The organism is Pectobacterium versatile (assembly GCF_003932035.1).
GTDB lineage: Bacteria > Pseudomonadota > Gammaproteobacteria > Enterobacterales > Enterobacteriaceae > Pectobacterium > Pectobacterium versatile.
The window spans coordinates 282,669-298,782 of record NZ_CP034276.1; the positions used below are offsets into that span (position 1 = coordinate 282,669).

At 53.5% G+C, this 16,114-nt stretch carries 17 protein-coding genes and 1 riboswitch; of the genes, 8 read left to right on the forward strand and 9 right to left on the reverse strand.

What is annotated here, in order from left to right; genetic code table 11:
* The first annotated feature begins 134 nt into the window (after nt 1-134).
* Complete coding sequence (gene shiA, locus EIP93_RS01270) at nt 135-1,532, forward strand: shikimate transporter (RefSeq protein WP_125232163.1); 1,398 nt, start codon at nt 135-137, stop codon at nt 1,530-1,532.
* Between the two features lie 95 nt (nt 1,533-1,627).
* Here shiA and EIP93_RS01275 read toward each other — a convergent pair whose 3' ends face one another.
* Complete coding sequence (locus EIP93_RS01275) at nt 1,628-1,819, reverse strand: DUF1127 domain-containing protein (RefSeq protein ID WP_103863028.1); 192 nt, start codon at nt 1,817-1,819, stop codon at nt 1,628-1,630.
* A 173-nt stretch (nt 1,820-1,992) separates the two neighbouring features.
* Between EIP93_RS01275 and EIP93_RS01280 the strand changes: the two genes are divergently transcribed.
* Entirely contained in the window at nt 1,993-3,429 is a 1,437-nt protein-coding gene (locus EIP93_RS01280; protein WP_116362736.1) for an aminotransferase-like domain-containing protein, read from the forward strand.
* 377 nt (nt 3,430-3,806) lie between these two features.
* Here EIP93_RS01280 and thiH read toward each other — a convergent pair whose 3' ends face one another.
* The 7 genes from thiH to rsd form a co-directional block, all read right to left on the reverse strand.
* Complete coding sequence (gene thiH, locus EIP93_RS01285) at nt 3,807-4,928, reverse strand: 2-iminoacetate synthase ThiH (RefSeq protein ID WP_103942996.1); 1,122 nt, start codon at nt 4,926-4,928, stop codon at nt 3,807-3,809.
* Nucleotides 4,925-5,710: a thiazole synthase gene (locus EIP93_RS01290; protein WP_105880157.1), complete on the reverse strand. Its 786-nt coding sequence runs from the start codon at nt 5,708-5,710 to the stop codon at nt 4,925-4,927. Before EIP93_RS01290 ends, thiH begins: the two co-directional genes overlap by 4 nt.
* 1 nt (nt 5,711) lies before the next feature.
* The gene (gene thiS, locus EIP93_RS01295) at nt 5,712-5,912 is read right to left on the reverse strand and encodes a sulfur carrier protein ThiS (protein ID WP_039494840.1); all 201 of its coding nucleotides are present in this window, start codon (nt 5,910-5,912) and stop codon (nt 5,712-5,714) included.
* Nucleotides 5,893-6,687 (reverse strand): HesA/MoeB/ThiF family protein, encoded by a 795-nt coding sequence (locus EIP93_RS01300; protein ID WP_109226070.1) that lies wholly within the window; start codon nt 6,685-6,687, stop codon nt 5,893-5,895. The genes thiS and EIP93_RS01300 overlap by 20 nt, the downstream gene beginning before the upstream one ends.
* Before the next feature lies 1 nt (nt 6,688).
* Nucleotides 6,689-7,330, reverse strand: coding sequence for a thiamine phosphate synthase (gene thiE, locus EIP93_RS01305; RefSeq protein ID WP_125232164.1), 642 nt, complete (start codon nt 7,328-7,330; stop codon nt 6,689-6,691).
* The gene (gene thiC / locus EIP93_RS01310; RefSeq protein ID WP_103943002.1) at nt 7,327-9,282 is read right to left on the reverse strand and encodes a phosphomethylpyrimidine synthase ThiC; all 1,956 of its coding nucleotides are present in this window, start codon (nt 9,280-9,282) and stop codon (nt 7,327-7,329) included. Before thiC ends, thiE begins: the two co-directional genes overlap by 4 nt.
* Nucleotides 9,283-9,395: 113 nt before the next feature.
* Nucleotides 9,396-9,550: riboswitch (TPP riboswitch) on the reverse strand.
* Between the two features lie 122 nt (nt 9,551-9,672).
* Entirely contained in the window at nt 9,673-10,134 is a 462-nt protein-coding gene (rsd, locus tag EIP93_RS01315) for a sigma D regulator (protein WP_125232165.1), read from the reverse strand.
* Nucleotides 10,135-10,242: 108 nt separating this feature from the next.
* Between rsd and nudC the strand changes: the two genes are divergently transcribed.
* The 6 genes from nudC to EIP93_RS01345 all read left to right on the forward strand — a co-directional run bounded on the left by nudC (nt 10,243) and on the right by EIP93_RS01345 (nt 14,730).
* Nucleotides 10,243-11,025 (forward strand): NAD(+) diphosphatase, encoded by a 783-nt coding sequence (gene nudC / locus EIP93_RS01320; protein WP_010301758.1) that lies wholly within the window; start codon nt 10,243-10,245, stop codon nt 11,023-11,025.
* Nucleotides 11,026-11,124: 99 nt separating this feature from the next.
* Complete coding sequence (gene hemE / locus EIP93_RS01325) at nt 11,125-12,189, forward strand: uroporphyrinogen decarboxylase (RefSeq protein WP_103863019.1); 1,065 nt, start codon at nt 11,125-11,127, stop codon at nt 12,187-12,189.
* 15 nt (nt 12,190-12,204) lie between these two features.
* Nucleotides 12,205-12,894: a deoxyribonuclease V gene (nfi, locus tag EIP93_RS01330; protein ID WP_109226067.1), complete on the forward strand. Its 690-nt coding sequence runs from the start codon at nt 12,205-12,207 to the stop codon at nt 12,892-12,894.
* 77 nt (nt 12,895-12,971) lie between these two features.
* Complete coding sequence (locus EIP93_RS01335; RefSeq protein ID WP_103863017.1) at nt 12,972-13,562, forward strand: YjaG family protein; 591 nt, start codon at nt 12,972-12,974, stop codon at nt 13,560-13,562.
* Between the two features lie 204 nt (nt 13,563-13,766).
* On the forward strand, nt 13,767-14,039 hold the full coding sequence (gene hupA / locus EIP93_RS01340) for a nucleoid-associated protein HU-alpha (RefSeq protein WP_005970302.1): 273 nt from the start codon (nt 13,767-13,769) through the stop codon (nt 14,037-14,039).
* Between the two features lie 4 nt (nt 14,040-14,043).
* A complete protein-coding gene (locus EIP93_RS01345) occupies nt 14,044-14,730 on the forward strand; it encodes a DUF1481 domain-containing protein (RefSeq protein WP_105880165.1) in 687 nt (228 codons plus the stop codon).
* An 86-nt stretch (nt 14,731-14,816) separates the two neighbouring features.
* On the opposite strand, the gene purD is transcribed toward EIP93_RS01345, so the two are convergent.
* Nucleotides 14,817-16,103, reverse strand: coding sequence for a phosphoribosylamine--glycine ligase (gene purD, locus EIP93_RS01350; protein ID WP_107332169.1), 1,287 nt, complete (start codon nt 16,101-16,103; stop codon nt 14,817-14,819).
* Between the last annotated feature and the right edge of the window lie 11 nt (nt 16,104-16,114).

Consider the following 16,114-nt stretch of genomic DNA (forward strand, 5'->3'; position numbering starts at 1 on the left):
AACCCCGACTATTATGGTCGGGGTTTTTTTTATGGCTGCTTCCCTGCGGACGACCCGTCGCAAGCGACGTTAAAAATTTCATCCCTGAAATTTTTTGTTGTACAGTAGTGTAAAGTAAATAGAACGGAACCGACATGGACACCTCAACTACGCCAACACTCTCACAGCCTGGCGGCTCATTACCTCAGCAAGATGACTCACTTTCTTCTGATAAAACCTTACAAACACAGTCAGTAAGCCATTCCCAACATCGTGCAAAACGTGCAGCCTGGGGCAGTTTTGTTGGTGCCGTTGTCGATTGGTACGATTTCCTGCTGTACGGAATTGTTGCCGCTCTTGTATTTAATACCGAATTTTTCCCACAAATTAGCCCGACGATGGGGACGCTGGCGGCATTTGGTACGTTTGGCGTTGGTTTCCTGTTCCGCCCGTTAGGCGGCATGGTGTTTGGCCACTTCGGCGATAAGCTGGGCCGTAAACGGATGTTGATGATTACGGTCTGGATGATGGGCATTTCTACTGCGTTGATTGGCCTGTTGCCGTCGTTTGATTCCATTGGCTGGTGGGCACCGGTGCTGCTGGTTACGCTGAGGGCAATTCAAGGATTCGCGGTCGGCGGCGAATGGGGCGGGGCGGCGCTGTTGGCGGTAGAGAATGCGCCTAAGAAGAAGAAAGCGTTTTACAGCAGCGGTGTACAGGTTGGTTTTGGGGTTGGGCTGTTATTGGCTACTGGGTCGGTATCGGTGGTGAGCAATTTGACGACCAACGAAGAATTTACCACTTGGGGCTGGCGTTTGCCGTTCTTATTCAGCCTGATTCTGGTGGCTATCGCCTGGTGGGTGCGTAACGGAATGGATGAGTCTCAGGAGTTTGAGGCGAATAAAACGCTGGGAGAAAGAGCAAGCAAACTGCGTTCGTTCCCTATCATGGAAGCACTGCGCCAGCATCCGAAGGCATTTTTGCTGATTATTGCGCTACGGCTTGGCGAACTGTTAACGATGTATATCGTCACCGCGTTTGCCCTCAATTACTCCACCACCCATCTTGGGTTATCGCGGGATATTTTCCTGAATATCGGGCTGCTGGTGGGGGCAATCAGCTGCGTATCTATTCCTTGCTTTGCCTATCTGGCGGATAGCTTTGGTCGCCGTCGTATCTATGTTACCGGTGCGCTGATTGGGGCCGCGAGTGCGGTGCCATTCTTTATGGCGCTGGAAAGCCATAACACACTGATGATTCTGTTCTTTGCCATCATGCTGGCGAATATTGCTCACGATATGATTGTTAGCGTACAGCAGCCGATGTTTACCGAGCTATTTGGTACGGCGTACCGCTATAGTGGGGCGGGTGTGGGTTATCAGGTCGCCAGCGTGGTTGGCGGCGGGTTTACGCCTTTTATCGCCGTTCTGCTGGTGCAGTTTATGGATGGTTCATGGCATGCGGTGGCAGCTTATCTTGCCGTTGGCTGCTTACTGTCGGCGATTGTCGGAATGCGGATGAAGGCAACACCGTCGGACGCCTTGCCTGACTAACCTCTTCACTTCACCAATCTCGCGTGCCGATACAGATGCAAAGTCTGTATCGGCACATCTTTACTGTTTTTTAGTCTACTGTTTCTGCCGTGGCGCTATCTGAACCGATCAAGATCGCTTCTTTTCAGCCCGATATCCTTGAGTCCGTCATCGCTCATGTTCCGTAGTATCTTCAGTGTTTGTGCTCTTCCCCGCCAGGCTTTCCACAAGCGGTACGGCAAAATCAGCATGAGCCAAAACGGTGACTCGCGGAACGGTTTTTGTGATCGATTCTCATGAAATTCCATATTTTCCCCCTCGCCAGTGAATGATCGCTATGATGAGGCGAAAGCTATTTTCAATACAGACTCAAAAAATTCATTTTTTTAGCATACAGATTGTGTGATATTGCATCTGAATGGTGATTTTTATCTGAATCTGTACTGGTTACTGCTGTGAATCTTGATAGGGAATGATACTGATGACGCGTTATCAACACCTGGCTGGGCTGTTAGAACAGCGGATCGAACAAGGGTTGTACCAAAGCGGGGAACGCCTGCCTTCTGTGCGGGCGCTGAGTACAGAACATGGTGTGAGTATCAGTACCGTACAGCAAGCCTATCATCTGCTGGAAACCCGACAGTTGATTATGCCGCAGCCGCGTTCGGGATATTTTGTCACGCCGCGCAAGGCAACGCCGCCCGTACCCGCGCTGACGCGTCCTGCCCAACGTCCGGTTGAAATTACGCAGTGGGAATCGGTGCTGGAGCTGGTGAACGTGCGTCTGGAAACCAATGTACTGAAATTTGGTAGCGGAATGCCGGATGTAAGCCAGCCGACCATCAAACCACTGTGGAAAGAGATGAGTCGCCTCTGCCAATATCAGGATCCTCGGGTTTTACAATATGACAGCGTGTATGGTGTGCCTGCGTTGCGCGAACAGATTGCTCGTCTTACCGTCGACTGCGGCTGCCAACTGACTCAAGATGATATTGTGATCACAACCGGATGTCAGGAAGCCTTATTTGTTGCCGTTCGCGCGGTTTGCCAACCCGGCGACATCGTGGCCGTTGAGTCACCAGCTTTTCCGGGTACGATGCAGATCCTCCGTGGGATGGATATCAAAGCGATCGAGATCCCGACCGACTCTGTAACGGGGATCAGTCTTGACGCGTTAAGACTGGCGCTGGATCAGTGGCCGATCAAAGCCGTACTTCTGGTGCCGAGCTGTAACAATCCGCTTGGCTTCATCATGCCTGACGCCCGTAAGAAATCGCTGGTGACGTTGGCGCAGCATTTTGATATCGCGATTATTGAAGATGATGCCTATGGCGAGCTGGCCTATGAATATCCGCGTCCCCGCGCGATAAAATCATTTGATGAAGATGGACGTGTACTGTTGTGCAGCTCGTTTTCAAAGAATCTGGCTCCCGGTTTGCGCGTTGGCTGGATTGCTCCGGGGCGCTATTTGGAGCGGGTGATTCATACAAAATACATCAGTACAGGATCGACGGTGGTGCAGCCCCAGCTAGCCGTGGCGGAATTTATTCGTAACGGACACTATCAACCTCACCTACGCCGCATGCGTGCTCAGTACAAAGCGAATCTGGATACGTTTACTTGCTGGGTTCGTGAGTATTTTCCGTCAAACATCTGTGTGAGCCGTCCACAGGGGGGCTTTCTGATGTGGATTGAACTGCCCGAATATTTTGATTCGCTCAAGCTCAGTCGTGAGGTCAGAAAAGCAGGCATACAGATAGCCGCTGGCTCGCTCTTCTCCGCCTCAGGGAAATATCGCAACTGTATTCGACTCAATTATGCCAATCGCTTTACGGAAGAAATAAGGGAAGGGCTTCGCATTGTGGGCAATGAAGTCGCGAAGATGATGCACACTTTTCCTGACCAGAACGTAACCTGATAATCTTAGGGAAGGGCCGATACGGGTAAGGATAAGCCCCGTATCGGCGGGTTGATGTGCAGAACCGATAAGTAGCGAACGGCTCCGGCCAGCAAGCTCCGTAATCATGCTCAGGCTTGCCAACGACGCTACTGTATTCTTCGTTGCAGGCCGTGACGATAGGCCGAATGCCATGTTGCGCGGCGCTATCCTGAGAATGTCACCTTCCGTGTAATTCTCATTTCAGCTTGCGAGCTGCATCCCAAATCATGCGTATCACGCATACCGATCGCTTAAGATCCGAGATGTCCCTGCGGGAACCTCATCACCGTGTTTCCCTCTCACTTCACGCTTCAGTGACCAATATCAGGCATATCGCCGCGTTACCTGCTCAATGACTATCTGCCTAAATAACTGTCCCAGTCTTTCCATACAGGCTGGAGACCTGCTCGTATGATGGCTTGCGCCACGTCTTCAGGGCGTCGTGAATCATGCGGTGAAAACTGTTCCAGTTCAGGATGGTCGTCGGCGTAGCCACCTGGCTGGGTTTTGGAAAATGCGCTGACGTTGTTAATCGCGATAGGAATGGCATGATCGCGAAAGAAAGGCGATTCACGCGTGGAAAGCGACAGCTCAATATCCGGCGACAGCAACCGGAATGCACAAATGACCTGCATGAGCTGTGCTTCATCCATGAGCGATGCCGGTTCAATGCCGCCCGTACAGGGGCGCAGACGAGGGAACGAGATAGAATAACGGCTCTGCCAGTAGTTCCGCTGTAAGTGCAACAGATGTTCCGCCACCATGTAGCAGTCGGTTCGCCAGCTATTGGACAGGCCGATTAAAGCGCCCAGCCCGATCTTGTCGATCCCCGCACGCCCAAGCCGATCCGGCGTGGCGAGTCGCCAATGGAAATCCTGCTTTTGTCCTTTTAGGTGATGCAGTTGGTAGGTCGCCGGATGATAGGTTTCCTGATAGACCATCACGCCATCCAACCCCAGCGTTTTCAACTCGGCATATTCGTCTTGCGACAGCGGCTGAACTTCAATCATCAGCGAACTGAAGAGCGGTCGGATCAGCGGAAAGACGCGACGAAAATAATCCATGCCTACTTTACGCTGGTGTTCGCCGGTCACGAGCAACAGGTGTTCAAACCCCAGTTCCTTGATGGCGGCGCATTCACGTAGGATCTCTGCCTCATCCAGCGTTTTTCGCTTGATGTGATTGCTCATTGAAAAGCCGCAGTAGGTGCAGTCGTTGGAGCAGAGGTTGGATAGATATAGCGGCACATAGAAACTCACCGCATTGCCGAAACGTTGCCGGGTGAGCTGCTGTGCCCGCTGGGCTAGCGGTTCCAGATAGGCGCTGGCGGCAGGTGAAATGAGCGCCATAAAATCGTCACGCGTCAGGTGTGGTGCAGCAAGCGCTCGCTCGACATCACGTGCGGTTTTACCGTTGATGCACAGCGTCAGATCATCCCAGTCGAGCTGTTCCCAGACGGTTTGAAAATCGACGCTCATCGCCCCACCCCTTCTGTTTGCTGATGCAGAAAACCGGTGAGCGGGCTGGTGGCGCTGGCGATAAACTGCTTACTTCCCAGCCCGGCCTGACGGGCAAGCCCACCAGCATCGACTGCCAGTCTGAATGCGTGTGCCATCGCCACAGGATCGCGGGCAACGGCGATGGCCGTGTTGACCAGTACGGCGTCGGCTCCCATTTCCAGTGCCTCGGCCGCATGGCTGGGTGCGCCAATGCCCGCATCGACAATAACCGGAACACGCGCCTGTTCGATGATGATGCGAAGAAAATCACGCGTTTGCAGTCCTTGATTGGAGCCGATCGGCGCGCCCAGCGGCATCACTGCCGCGCAGCCGACTTCTTCCAACCGTTTGCACAACACAGGGTCGGCACCACAGTAAGGCAGCACCGTGAATCCCTCTTTTACCAGCTGTTCGGCGGCTTTCAGGGTTTCGATAGGATCGGGCAGCAGGTATTTCACATCGGGGTGAATTTCCAGCTTCAGCCAACGAGTGCCCAGCGCTTCTCGCGCCAGTCGGGCCGCAAAAATGGCTTCGTCTGCGGTTTTGGCCCCTGAGGTATTCGGTAGCAGCTTAATACCGAGCTGGCGTAGCGGGGCGAGAATGGCGTCGTTGCCGCCGTTCAGGTCAACGCGTTTCATCGCCATGGTGACTAACTGAGAACCAGAAGCCTCAAGTGCTGCCAGCATCAATTCTGGCGTGGCGAATTTCCCAGTGCCGGTCAGCAGCCGTGAAGTTAATGTCGTATCGGCAATGTGCAGCATGTCATCCTCCCGCGATTGCCTGAAAAAGCAAAATATCATCACCGTCTTGCACCTGATGCTGTGACCAGGTGGCGTGCGGGATAATGGTTTGGTTGATGGCCAGCGCTGTTCCAGGCTGGAGCCGATTTATCTGGCTCAGCAGCGCTTCAACTGTGGTGGCCTCTGGGCATTCAAAGGGTTCATCATTTAGCGTGATTTTCATGCTCCCCTCCACATACTGGGCAATGGGGCGCACGCGTCAGCTGGAGCGTGTTCCAACTCTGCTGTTTGCCATTGAACATCCTCAGCTTGCCGTCTAGCGCAGACGGTATGCCGGCCAGCAGTTTGATCGCTTCCAGCGCCTGAAGCGTGCCAATAACGCCGACCACCGGACCCAGCACGCCAGCGGTGCGGCAATTGCGCTGTGGTTCGGTCGTATCGGGGTACAGGCAGGCGTAGCAGCCAGCGTGATAAGGCGGTGCGAAGACCGCGAGCTGGCCGCTGAAACCGACGGCGCTCCCGCTGATGAGCGGCTTGCCTGCGCTAAAGCAGGCGGCGTTAACCGCATGGCGAGTTGTCATGTTGTCGCTGCAATCCAGCACCAGATCGACGCGGCTGACGGCGCTGTATAACGCGTCACCGCTGAGCCTTTCGGTAATCGCAATCGCTTCTGAGTGCGGATTTAATGCCTGTAGCTGACGCTGCGCCAACACGGCTTTGGGTTTGTCGGTGTCGCTGGTGCGATACAGAATCTGGCGTTGCAGGTTGCTGATGTGCAGTGAGTCATCGTCGGCAAGCAGTAGCGTGCCGACTCCAGCGGCGGCCAGATAGAGCGAGGCGGGCGCCCCTAGCCCACCCAGCCCAACCAGCAGAACGCGGGCGGCTTTGAGTTTCTCCTGACCTTCCGGGCCAATATCTTCCAGCATCAGTTGGCGGCTGTAGCGCATGAATTCGCTATCGCTCAGTCCGGCAGGCGTTGGATGGTGAGTTGTTACCATGTCATGCCTCCCGTCCTTCAATCATTTTGAGCAGCGTCGTGGTGGCTTGCTGCCAGTCTGGTGCCTGAGTAATGGCGCTGACGACAGCAATGCTGCCGACGCCCGTTGCCAGCACCGCAGGTACTCTGTCGATGCTGATGCCGCCAATTGCAACGGTAGGAAAACGGTCTTGCAGATCGGCAATGTGTCGGGTCAACTCGGCCAGCCCCTGCGGCGCTGATGGCATATCCTTGGTTTGCGTCGGGAAAATATGTCCCAGCGCGATATAGGACGGGTTTATCGCCACCGCGCGTGCCAGTTCACGATCGTCATGCGTGGAGACGCCTAAGCGCAGACCCGCTTTTTTAATGGCGGCCAGATCGGCAGTATCCAGGTCTTCCTGACCCAGATGTACGCCGTATGCCTGATGTTTTACCGCTAATTTCCAGTAGTCATTGATGAAGAGTTGCGCCTGATAGCGGTGACCCAATGCGATCGCCTGGATCACATCGGTTTCGGCTTGTTCATCTGACCGATCTTTGATCCTGAGCTGGATCGTTTTCACCCCGACGCTGAGTAGTCGCTCGATCCACTCCACGCTATCAACGACGGGATAAAGCCCCAGTCGCTGTGCCGTTGGGGCAAAAGGCGTCGAGTCCGTCATTTGCTTTCCTCGGTTTGCAGGCTGGTGGCGCTGTGATAAAGCTCGCCGCCGCGCGAGCGGAATTCTTGCGACATCTGCGCCATACCCACTTCAACCGGTTTGGCTTCTGCTTCCTGTTTCGCGGCGTAGTCGCGTACTTCCTGTGAGATTTTCATGGAACAGAATTTAGGGCCGCACATGGAACAGAAGTGGGCGACTTTGCCGGATTCCTGCGGCAGCGTTTCATCGTGGTAGGCACGGGCCGTTTGGGGATCGAGCGCCAGATTGAACTGGTCTTCCCAGCGGAATTCGAAACGTGCTTTTGACATGGCGTTATCACGGATCTGCGCACCGGGGTGGCCTTTCGCCAGATCGGCGGCGTGAGCGGCGATCTTGTAGGTAATCAGCCCCTGTTTGACGTCTTCTTTGTTCGGCAAGCCAAGATGTTCCTTCGGCGTCACGTAACAGAGCATTGCACAGCCGAACCAGCCGATCATGGCGGCACCGATGCCAGAGGTGAAGTGATCGTAACCCGGTGCGATATCGGTGGTCAGCGGGCCGAGCGTATAGAATGGTGCTTCGTGGCAGTGTTCCAGCTCTTCGGTCATATTGCGGCGGATCATCTGCATCGGAACGTGGCCGGGGCCTTCGATCATCACCTGTACGTCGTATTCCCAGGCGATTTTGGTCAGCTCGCCCAGCGTATGCAGCTCGGCAAACTGGGCTTCGTCGTTGGCATCCTGAATGGAGCCCGGACGTAAACCGTCACCCAGCGACAACGCGACATCGTAAGCGGCACAAATTTCACAGATTTCCCGGAAGTGCTCGTACAGGAAGCTCTCTTTGTGATGCGACAGGCACCACTTCGCCATAATGGAACCGCCGCGGGAGACGATGCCGGTCAGGCGTTTGGCCGTCATCGGCACATAGCGCAACAGCACGCCAGCGTGGATGGTGAAATAGTCCACGCCCTGTTCTGCTTGCTCCAGCAGCGTATCGCGGAACATTTCCCAGTTCAGGTTTTCCGCCACGCCGTTCACTTTTTCCAGCGCCTGATAAATCGGTACTGTCCCGATCGGCACGGGGCTGTTACGCAGAATCCATTCGCGCGTTTCGTGAATATAGCGGCCGGTTGAGAGATCCATCACCGTATCCGCGCCCCAGCGGGTAGACCAGACCAGCTTTTCCACCTCTTCTTCGATGGAAGACGTCACGGCGGAATTACCGATATTGGCGTTAACCTTCACCAGAAAATTGCGCCCGATAATCATCGGCTCTGATTCAGGGTGATTGATGTTTGAGGGAATAATTGCGCGCCCGGCAGCCACTTCCTGACGGACAAATTCCGGCGTGATATTTTCTGGCAGAAGGGCGCCAAAACTTTGCCCTGGATGCTGCTGGCGCAGTACCTCGCCGCGAATACGCTCGCGCCCCATATTTTCGCGAATGGCGATAAATTCCATTTCGGGCGTAATCATGCCCTGCCGCGCATAGTGGAGCTGGGTGACGCGTTTGCCCGCTTTGGCACGCAAAGGTCGTGGCAGGTGTTCGAAACGCAGATGATCCAGACCCGCATCCGCCAGACGCTGTTGGGTGAAGTCGGAGCTGACGCCGGATAACGCTTCGGTGTCGTGACGTTCTGCAATCCAGCTGGCGCGCAGCTTCGCTAGCCCAACGCGGACATCGGGTTGCGCAGCCGGATCGCCATAAGGCCCTGAAGTATCGTAAACCGGGATTGGCTCATTGGGTTCGTATTGGGGGTTGTCTTTACTGCCGCCAAGCAACGTCGGGCTAAGCTGAATCTCCCGCATCGGTACGTGGATGTCATCGCGTGAACCTGTCAGGTAAATGCGTTTGGAATTGGGAAAGGCGGTTCCCTGTAAGGTTTCAATAAACTGCTGGGCGGCGGCACGCTGTTCACGGCGACCGGATTTGGATGACACTGCTTTTATAGACAAGGGTTCTGTAGACATAGCAAGTTCCTGTAAGACGTAAAGGGAAGATTGCTTGTCTGGAGCCGGAGGGAGTAATAATGATATTGAGCGTCAGAGCAGGTATGTGGGAATACACAGCCTTGGGCTCAATGAGGTGCATTACTCTTGTTCCCTTCGCAGGTATTAACCCGATCAGGTTCCGCGGATCCCGAATTAACGGTCTCAGCCTGTGCGCTCATAAGTTTTGTCATAACGATTGATTTCGTAAAACAAAACACGAGCACGCTAGGCACTCCGACAAGATATGCCCGTCTCTTAAACGGGCCAATAAAACCCCTACACTGTATGTCGGCAAAACGCAGATGTCAAAGCGTGCCGCTGTTGCCTTTACAGTGTGTGATGATTTACTTAAATAGCGTCAAATGACCACTATTTGTCGTAAACCTGCTGGATCATGTTGTCTTCTAACGTAAAACGCTCTTCCAATGCTTCGCCGACGTGAGAGAGTGCGTGCTGGAATTCGAGGCAGTTATCATGGTCGATGGCTGCCGCCAGGTGGCTATCGTAAAACGCCATAATTTGCTGCGTGTTATTTTGCAGGGCGAGGTCGAGCTGGGTGGAAAGCGCTAATACTTGTTCGCTGTGCGTCGCTGCTTCATGCAGCATTTTTTCGTATAAGTGAAAGTGGCCGGTAGAAAGATAATCCACCAGATTCTGGCAAAAATTATCCAATGCCTCTTCATCCAAAAGAGAAAGCGCTTCCTTGTTCGGCTTGATGCCAACCAGATGATAGTAAGCCACCAGAAGCCGCTTACGCGCTTGTAGCCATTGGTCGATTAACGCATTATTGCCACCAACGTATTCAGTTAGACTTTGTAGCTGGTTTAGCATTGTTGACTCCGTGAACGGTAAGAAATAACTGAAATCCCAGTTATAAAACTTATGTAATCACTCTGAATGTAAAATGCCAGTGAAGTGGCAGTGGAGCAATAAAAAGATATGGAACAGACGCTAAAAGGTGATGAAACCGGCTGGTGGGTGGTTAGCGACGCGGTACAAATCTGGTTACCTCAGGGAGAATTGCCGCGCGGAACGGCAATAGAGTGGTCGTTGCAGGGGAAAACGGCTCGCCAAATCGGCGAATGGCAAGGGCTGCCTGTCTGGCTGGTCTGTCAGGGACGAGATTCCGATATGGCATCAGTTCGCCAGTTGCTCGATCAGGACGTGGGCTTATTCCAGCTCGCGGGGCGAGGCGTACAGTTGGCTGAGTTCTATCGTTCTCATCGTTTTTGTGGTTACTGCGGCCATGAAATGGTGCGGAGCAAAACGGAACTGGCGTGCTTATGTCACCATTGCAAAGAACGCTATTATCCGCAGATCGCGCCTTGCATCATCGTCGCGATTCGCCGTGGCGATGAGATTCTGCTGGCGCAGCACAATCGGCATCGCGGAAACATGTACACCGTGCTGGCCGGGTTTGTTGAAGTGGGCGAAACGCTGGAGCAGACGGTCGTACGTGAGGTGATGGAAGAGAGCCAAATTCAGATAAAAAACCTGCGTTACGTGAGTTCGCAGCCTTGGCCATTCCCTCATTCTCTGATGATGGCGTTTATGGCCGATTATGCGGGTGGAGACATCAAGCACGATCCGAAAGAGCTGCGTGATGCAGGCTGGTTCCGCTATGACCAACTCCCGCAGTTGCCTCCACCGGGCACCGTCGCGCGTCGGCTTATTGAAGATACGGTGGTACTTTGCCGCACTTATCACGAGAACGAAGGCTGACGTGGTACTATTTGCGTCATAAAGCGTTTGCCTTATAACGCATCCGTTTCATCACATCTACCCGGTGTAGAACCGCCGTGAGGTTGAAAGGAAAAGAACATGACTGATCTGAAAAACGATCGCTATTTGCGGGCGTTATTACGCCAACCCGTTGATGTCACCCCGGTGTGGATGATGCGTCAGGCGGGGCGTTATCTGCCAGAATATAAGGCAACGCGCGCACAGGCGGGTGATTTTATGTCGCTGTGTAAAAACGCAGAGCTGGCTTGTGAAGTCACGTTACAACCTTTACGGCGCTATGCGTTAGACGCTGCGATCTTGTTCTCTGACATTCTCACTATCCCTGATGCCATGGGGTTAGGGCTTTATTTTGAAGCGGGGGAAGGCCCACGTTTTCACTCCCCGATCACGTCGCATGCCGATGTGGTTAAACTGCCTGTCCCTGATCCAGAACAGGAACTCGGGTATGTGATGAACGCGGTGCGGACGATCCGTAAAAATCTCGCGGGTGAAGTACCGCTTATCGGTTTCTCGGGCAGTCCGTGGACGCTGGCAACCTATATGGTTGAAGGCGGTAGCAGCAAAGCGTTTACCGTCATCAAGAAAATGATGTTCGCCGAGCCTAAAACGCTACACCTGTTGTTGGATAAGCTGGCTGATAGCGTCATTCTTTATCTCAACGCGCAGATTCGCGCGGGTGCGCAGGCGGTGATGGTCTTCGATACCTGGGGCGGCGCGCTGAGCGGACGCGACTACAAAGAATTTTCTCTGCATTACATGCACAAGATCGTTGATGGTTTGCAGCGCGAGAATGAAGGTCGCCGTGTGCCCGTGACGCTCTTCACTAAAGGTGGCGGCCAGTGGCTGGAAGCGATGGCAGAAACGGGCTGCGACGCGTTGGGGCTAGACTGGACGAGCGATATTGCTGACGCACGCCGTCGCGTAGGCGATAAAGTCGCGCTACAGGGAAACATGGATCCGTCGATGTTGTATGCCGATCCGGCACGGATCGAGCAGGAAGTGGCATCGATCCTGGCTGGATTTGGACAAGGCAACGGCCATGTTTTCAATCTGGGTCACGGCATTCATCAGGATGTGCCGCCGGAGCATGCGGGCGTTTTTGTTGAGGCCGTGCATCGGTTGTCCCGCGCTTATCACGCATGATTCACAGGAGGTGATGTGATTGATACACAACAGCTGCGGACTGAGCAGTTGGCCCGCGCTTCTGATGTGATTCGCCACGACGATTTACCTTTTGAGCAACCCGCGTTTATCGCGGGTGCGGATGTTGGCTTTGAGCAAGAAGGCTCAGTAACCCGTGCTGCGATTGCGGTAATGCGCTATCCTTCGTTGGAACTGATAGAATACAAGATTGCGCGTATCAGCACGACAATGCCTTATATCCCCGGCTTTCTTTCGTTTCGTGAATGTCCTGGGCTGCTCGCTGCGTGGGCGTTGCTTGAACAGAAACCGGATCTGCTGTTTGTCGATGGGCATGGGATTTCCCATCCGCGTCGTCTCGGCGTTGCCAGCCATTTTGGTCTGCTAGTTGATGTGCCGACGATTGGCGTAGCGAAAAGTCGGCTTTGTGGCCGATTTGAGCCATTGGCAGAGCGTGTTGGCAGCCAGCAGCCGTTACTGGATAAGGGCGAGCAGATTGGCTGGGTATGGCGCAGTAAAGCGCGCTGTAATCCACTGTTTGTGGCGACGGGGCATCGAGTCAGTCAGGATAGTGCATTGTACTGGGTGCAATCTTGTATGCGTGGCTACCGTTTACCGGAGCCGACTCGTTGGGCTGATGCTGTCGCATCAAACCGTCCCGCATTTGTGCGTTGGCAACGGCAGCAAGCGGCTAACGTATTGTCGTAAAACTTTAGGAATTCAGGCATAGGGCGTCACTGTGATTTCAGGTACACTGCCGTCCGTCGCCGTTAATGAGCATAAAAATGTTACGTAACCCCATTCATTTACGTCTGGAAAAGCTGACGAGCTGGCAACATGTCACTTTCATGGCATGTCTTTGTGAACGTATGTACCCAAATTACCACGAGTTTTGTCGTCAAACAGAATTCGGCGACGCGATGGTTTACCGTCGCATTCTCGATCTGGTATGGGAAACATTGGTTGTTAAAGATGCGAAGGTCAATTTCGATAGCCAGTTGGAAAAGCTGGAAGAAGCGGTTCCCGCTGCTGAAGATTACGATCTTTACGGCGTCTACCCGGCTATTGATGCCTGCATCGCACTGGGCGAGCTGATTCATTCGCGTTTAAGCGGTGAAACGCTGGAACATGCGATAGCGATTAGCGAAACGTCTATCCGCACGGTTGCCATGCTGGAAATGACGCAGGTGGGCAAAGAAATGACCGACGATGAGCTCAAGGTTTTGCCTGCAATTGAAGAAGAATGGGACATCCAATGGGAGATTTTTCGCCTGTTGGCGGCTTGTGAAGAACGCGACATTGAGCTGATCAAAGGGCTCCGTTCTGATGTGCGCGAGGCCGGAAGTAGTAACATCGGGATAAATTTGCATCAATAACGCGATAAAACGTGATTTAAGGCCTGAAATGGCCTGTCTTAAGGCTTCACATTCGCACCCTGTCTGGTCTACATTTGGGGGGCGTAAAAAAAGTGGCTGTCGGTGCGTGTATGCAGGAGAGTGCTATTACACCCTGAAACGGGAAAGGGCATATCCGTCGCACTCGATGCTTAGCAAGCGATAAACACACTGTAAGGATAACTTATGAATAAGACTCAACTGATTGATGTAATTGCGGACAAAGCTGATCTGTCAAAAGCACAGGCTAAAGCAGCTCTGGAATCAACTTTGGCGGCAATTACCGAGTCTCTGAAAGAAGGTGATGCAGTACAATTAGTTGGTTTTGGTACGTTTAAAGTGAACCATCGTAATGAGCGCACTGGCCGCAACCCACAAACCGGTAAAGAAATCAAAATTGCTGCTGCCAACGTGCCAGCGTTTGTTTCTGGCAAGGCTCTGAAAGACGCTGTTAAATAAGCCCATGCCGGTTAAAAGTTTAAGCAGAGGGGCGTTTTCGCCCCTTTTGCTTTTACGACGTTTGTGTGGCGCAGGCCTCGTGCTGATAGCCGTGGTGGCCTGTAGTAGCCGCACCGCACCGCCGGAAGTGTTCGCCAGCGGTTACGTTGCCGATCGTGGTGTTGTGCGTTTGTGGCGTAAGGATGATGCGCAGAATACGACGGCACTGACCACCGTGTACAACCCGCTTCAAGGTAATGGTCTGGTGGTGACTCGCTATACGTTCCAACAGGATAAGCTACGCGAGATACAGCGTAATCAGCTCGGGGCGCAACAAGAAGATATGCGTTTGCGCTTTGCAGAAGATGGCACTGTCAGCTTTATGCAGCGGCAGCTTGCCGAAAGACGTGAATCGGTTTCTGATGATGAAATCGCACTCTATCAGTTTGATGCTAAGCGCATGCTGGAATTGAGCGATGTATTGCGTGCAGGTAAGGTGAGGCTAAAGCAAGGAAAATGGCTGGAAGGACAGGTGCAGTCTTGTGACGGTACGATGGTTCGCCCTGATTTTGACAACGATTCACGTGAATGGATCGCGCAGCAAAAAGCGCATGCAACGCGCCCGCTAAACGTCGCGTGGCTGGAAGCGCCAGAAGGGACGCAGTTATTGCTGGTGGTGGAAGATGATGTCTGCCAGTGGCAGCCCAAATAGCTATTAGCCATAAAAAATCTGGCTATAAAAAACCCGGATTTCTCCGGGCTTCAGTATTTATCAGACAATCGTTATCGCATCACTTATCAGGCTTGCTCGCGCTCAATAGCACGGTAGCCGATGTCTTTTCGACAGAATACCCCTTGCCACTGAATACCTGCTGCTATTTCATAAGCGCGCTGTTGCGCTTCAGCGACGGTATTACCTAATGCAGTGACGCACAGTACGCGGCCGCCGTTGGTGACGACATCAATGCCGTTCAACTTGGTACCAGCGTGGAAGACTTTGCCATCTTCGGCATCCTGCTGTGGTAAACCGGAAATCACATCGCCCGTATTGTAGTCAGCCGGGTAACCGCCCGCAGCCAATACCACGCCCAGAGACGGACGTTCATCCCAGACAGAATCTTTCTGATCCAGCGTGCCGTCACAGGCTGCCAGACACAACTCCACCAGATCGGAACGCAGGCGCAGCATAATTGGCTGTGTTTCTGGATCGCCAAAGCGGCAGTTGAATTCGATCACTTTTGGCTGGCCATCGGCAGAAATCATCAGGCCGGCATACAGGAAACCGACGTAGGTATTTCCCTCAGTGGCCATGCCGTTCACGGTCGGCCAAATTACCTGATCCATCACTCGCTGGTGGATTTCATCGGTCACGACCGGAGCCGGCGAATAAGCGCCCATGCCACCGGTATTCGGGCCAGTGTCTTTATCCCCGACGCGTTTATGATCCTGACTGGTTGCCATCGGCAGCACATTCTTGCCATCCACCATGACGATGAAGCTGGCTTCTTCGCCATCAAGGAACTCTTCCACCACGATACGGTGTCCGGCATCGCCGAATGCATTTCCCGCTAGCATATCCTGAATGGCGTTTTCCGCTTCCTGCAAAGTCATGGCGACAATCACGCCTTTGCCAGCGGCTAATCCGTCAGCCTTGATGACGATTGGTGCACCTTTGCTGCGAACATAAGCCAGTGCGGGTTCCACTTCGGTGAAGTTCTGGTATTCCGCTGTCGGGATGTTATGGCGTGCCAGGAAATCTTTAGTAAAGGCTTTAGAGCCTTCTAACTGTGCAGCGCCTTGCGTTGGACCAAAGATTTTTAGACCAGCGCTCAGAAACGCATCCACAACACCGATAACTAACGGTGTTTCTGGGCCAACGATGGTTAGATCGATGTGGTTTGCCTGCGCAAAAGCGACTAACGCTGGAATATCCGTTGCGGCGATATCGACGTTGGTCAGCGCAGGTTCAAGTGCGGTGCCCGCGTTTCCCGGAGCAACATAAACATGTTTCGCCAGCGGTGACTGTGAGGCTTTCCAGGCCAGCGCGTGTTCGCGTCCGCCATTACCAATTACTAAAATGTTCATTTCGGTCAGCT

Coding starts and splice junctions, on each gene's coding strand:
- thiE (WP_125232164.1), bottom strand. CDS start 7,330: ATGACGGACTCGACGCCTTTTGCCCCAACGGCACAGCGACTGGGGCTT.
- nudC (WP_010301758.1), top strand. CDS start 10,243: ATGGAACAGACGCTAAAAGGTGATGAAACCGGCTGGTGGGTGGTTAGC.
- thiH (WP_103942996.1), bottom strand. CDS start 4,928: ATGAGCGTCGATTTTCAAACCGTCTGGGAACAGCTCGACTGGGATGAT.
- EIP93_RS01280 (WP_116362736.1), top strand. CDS start 1,993: ATGACGCGTTATCAACACCTGGCTGGGCTGTTAGAACAGCGGATCGAA.
- thiC (WP_103943002.1), bottom strand. CDS start 9,282: ATGTCTACAGAACCCTTGTCTATAAAAGCAGTGTCATCCAAATCCGGT.
- purD (WP_107332169.1), bottom strand. CDS start 16,103: ATGAACATTTTAGTAATTGGTAATGGCGGACGCGAACACGCGCTGGCC.
- EIP93_RS01275 (WP_103863028.1), bottom strand. CDS start 1,819: ATGGAATTTCATGAGAATCGATCACAAAAACCGTTCCGCGAGTCACCG.
- EIP93_RS01335 (WP_103863017.1), top strand. CDS start 12,972: ATGTTACGTAACCCCATTCATTTACGTCTGGAAAAGCTGACGAGCTGG.
- EIP93_RS01300 (WP_109226070.1), bottom strand. CDS start 6,687: ATGGTAACAACTCACCATCCAACGCCTGCCGGACTGAGCGATAGCGAA.
- hupA (WP_005970302.1), top strand. CDS start 13,767: ATGAATAAGACTCAACTGATTGATGTAATTGCGGACAAAGCTGATCTG.
- rsd (WP_125232165.1), bottom strand. CDS start 10,134: ATGCTAAACCAGCTACAAAGTCTAACTGAATACGTTGGTGGCAATAAT.
- EIP93_RS01290 (WP_105880157.1), bottom strand. CDS start 5,710: ATGCTGCACATTGCCGATACGACATTAACTTCACGGCTGCTGACCGGC.
- shiA (WP_125232163.1), top strand. CDS start 135: ATGGACACCTCAACTACGCCAACACTCTCACAGCCTGGCGGCTCATTA.
- EIP93_RS01345 (WP_105880165.1), top strand. CDS start 14,044: ATGCCGGTTAAAAGTTTAAGCAGAGGGGCGTTTTCGCCCCTTTTGCTT.
- thiS (WP_039494840.1), bottom strand. CDS start 5,912: ATGAAAATCACGCTAAATGATGAACCCTTTGAATGCCCAGAGGCCACC.
- hemE (WP_103863019.1), top strand. CDS start 11,125: ATGACTGATCTGAAAAACGATCGCTATTTGCGGGCGTTATTACGCCAA.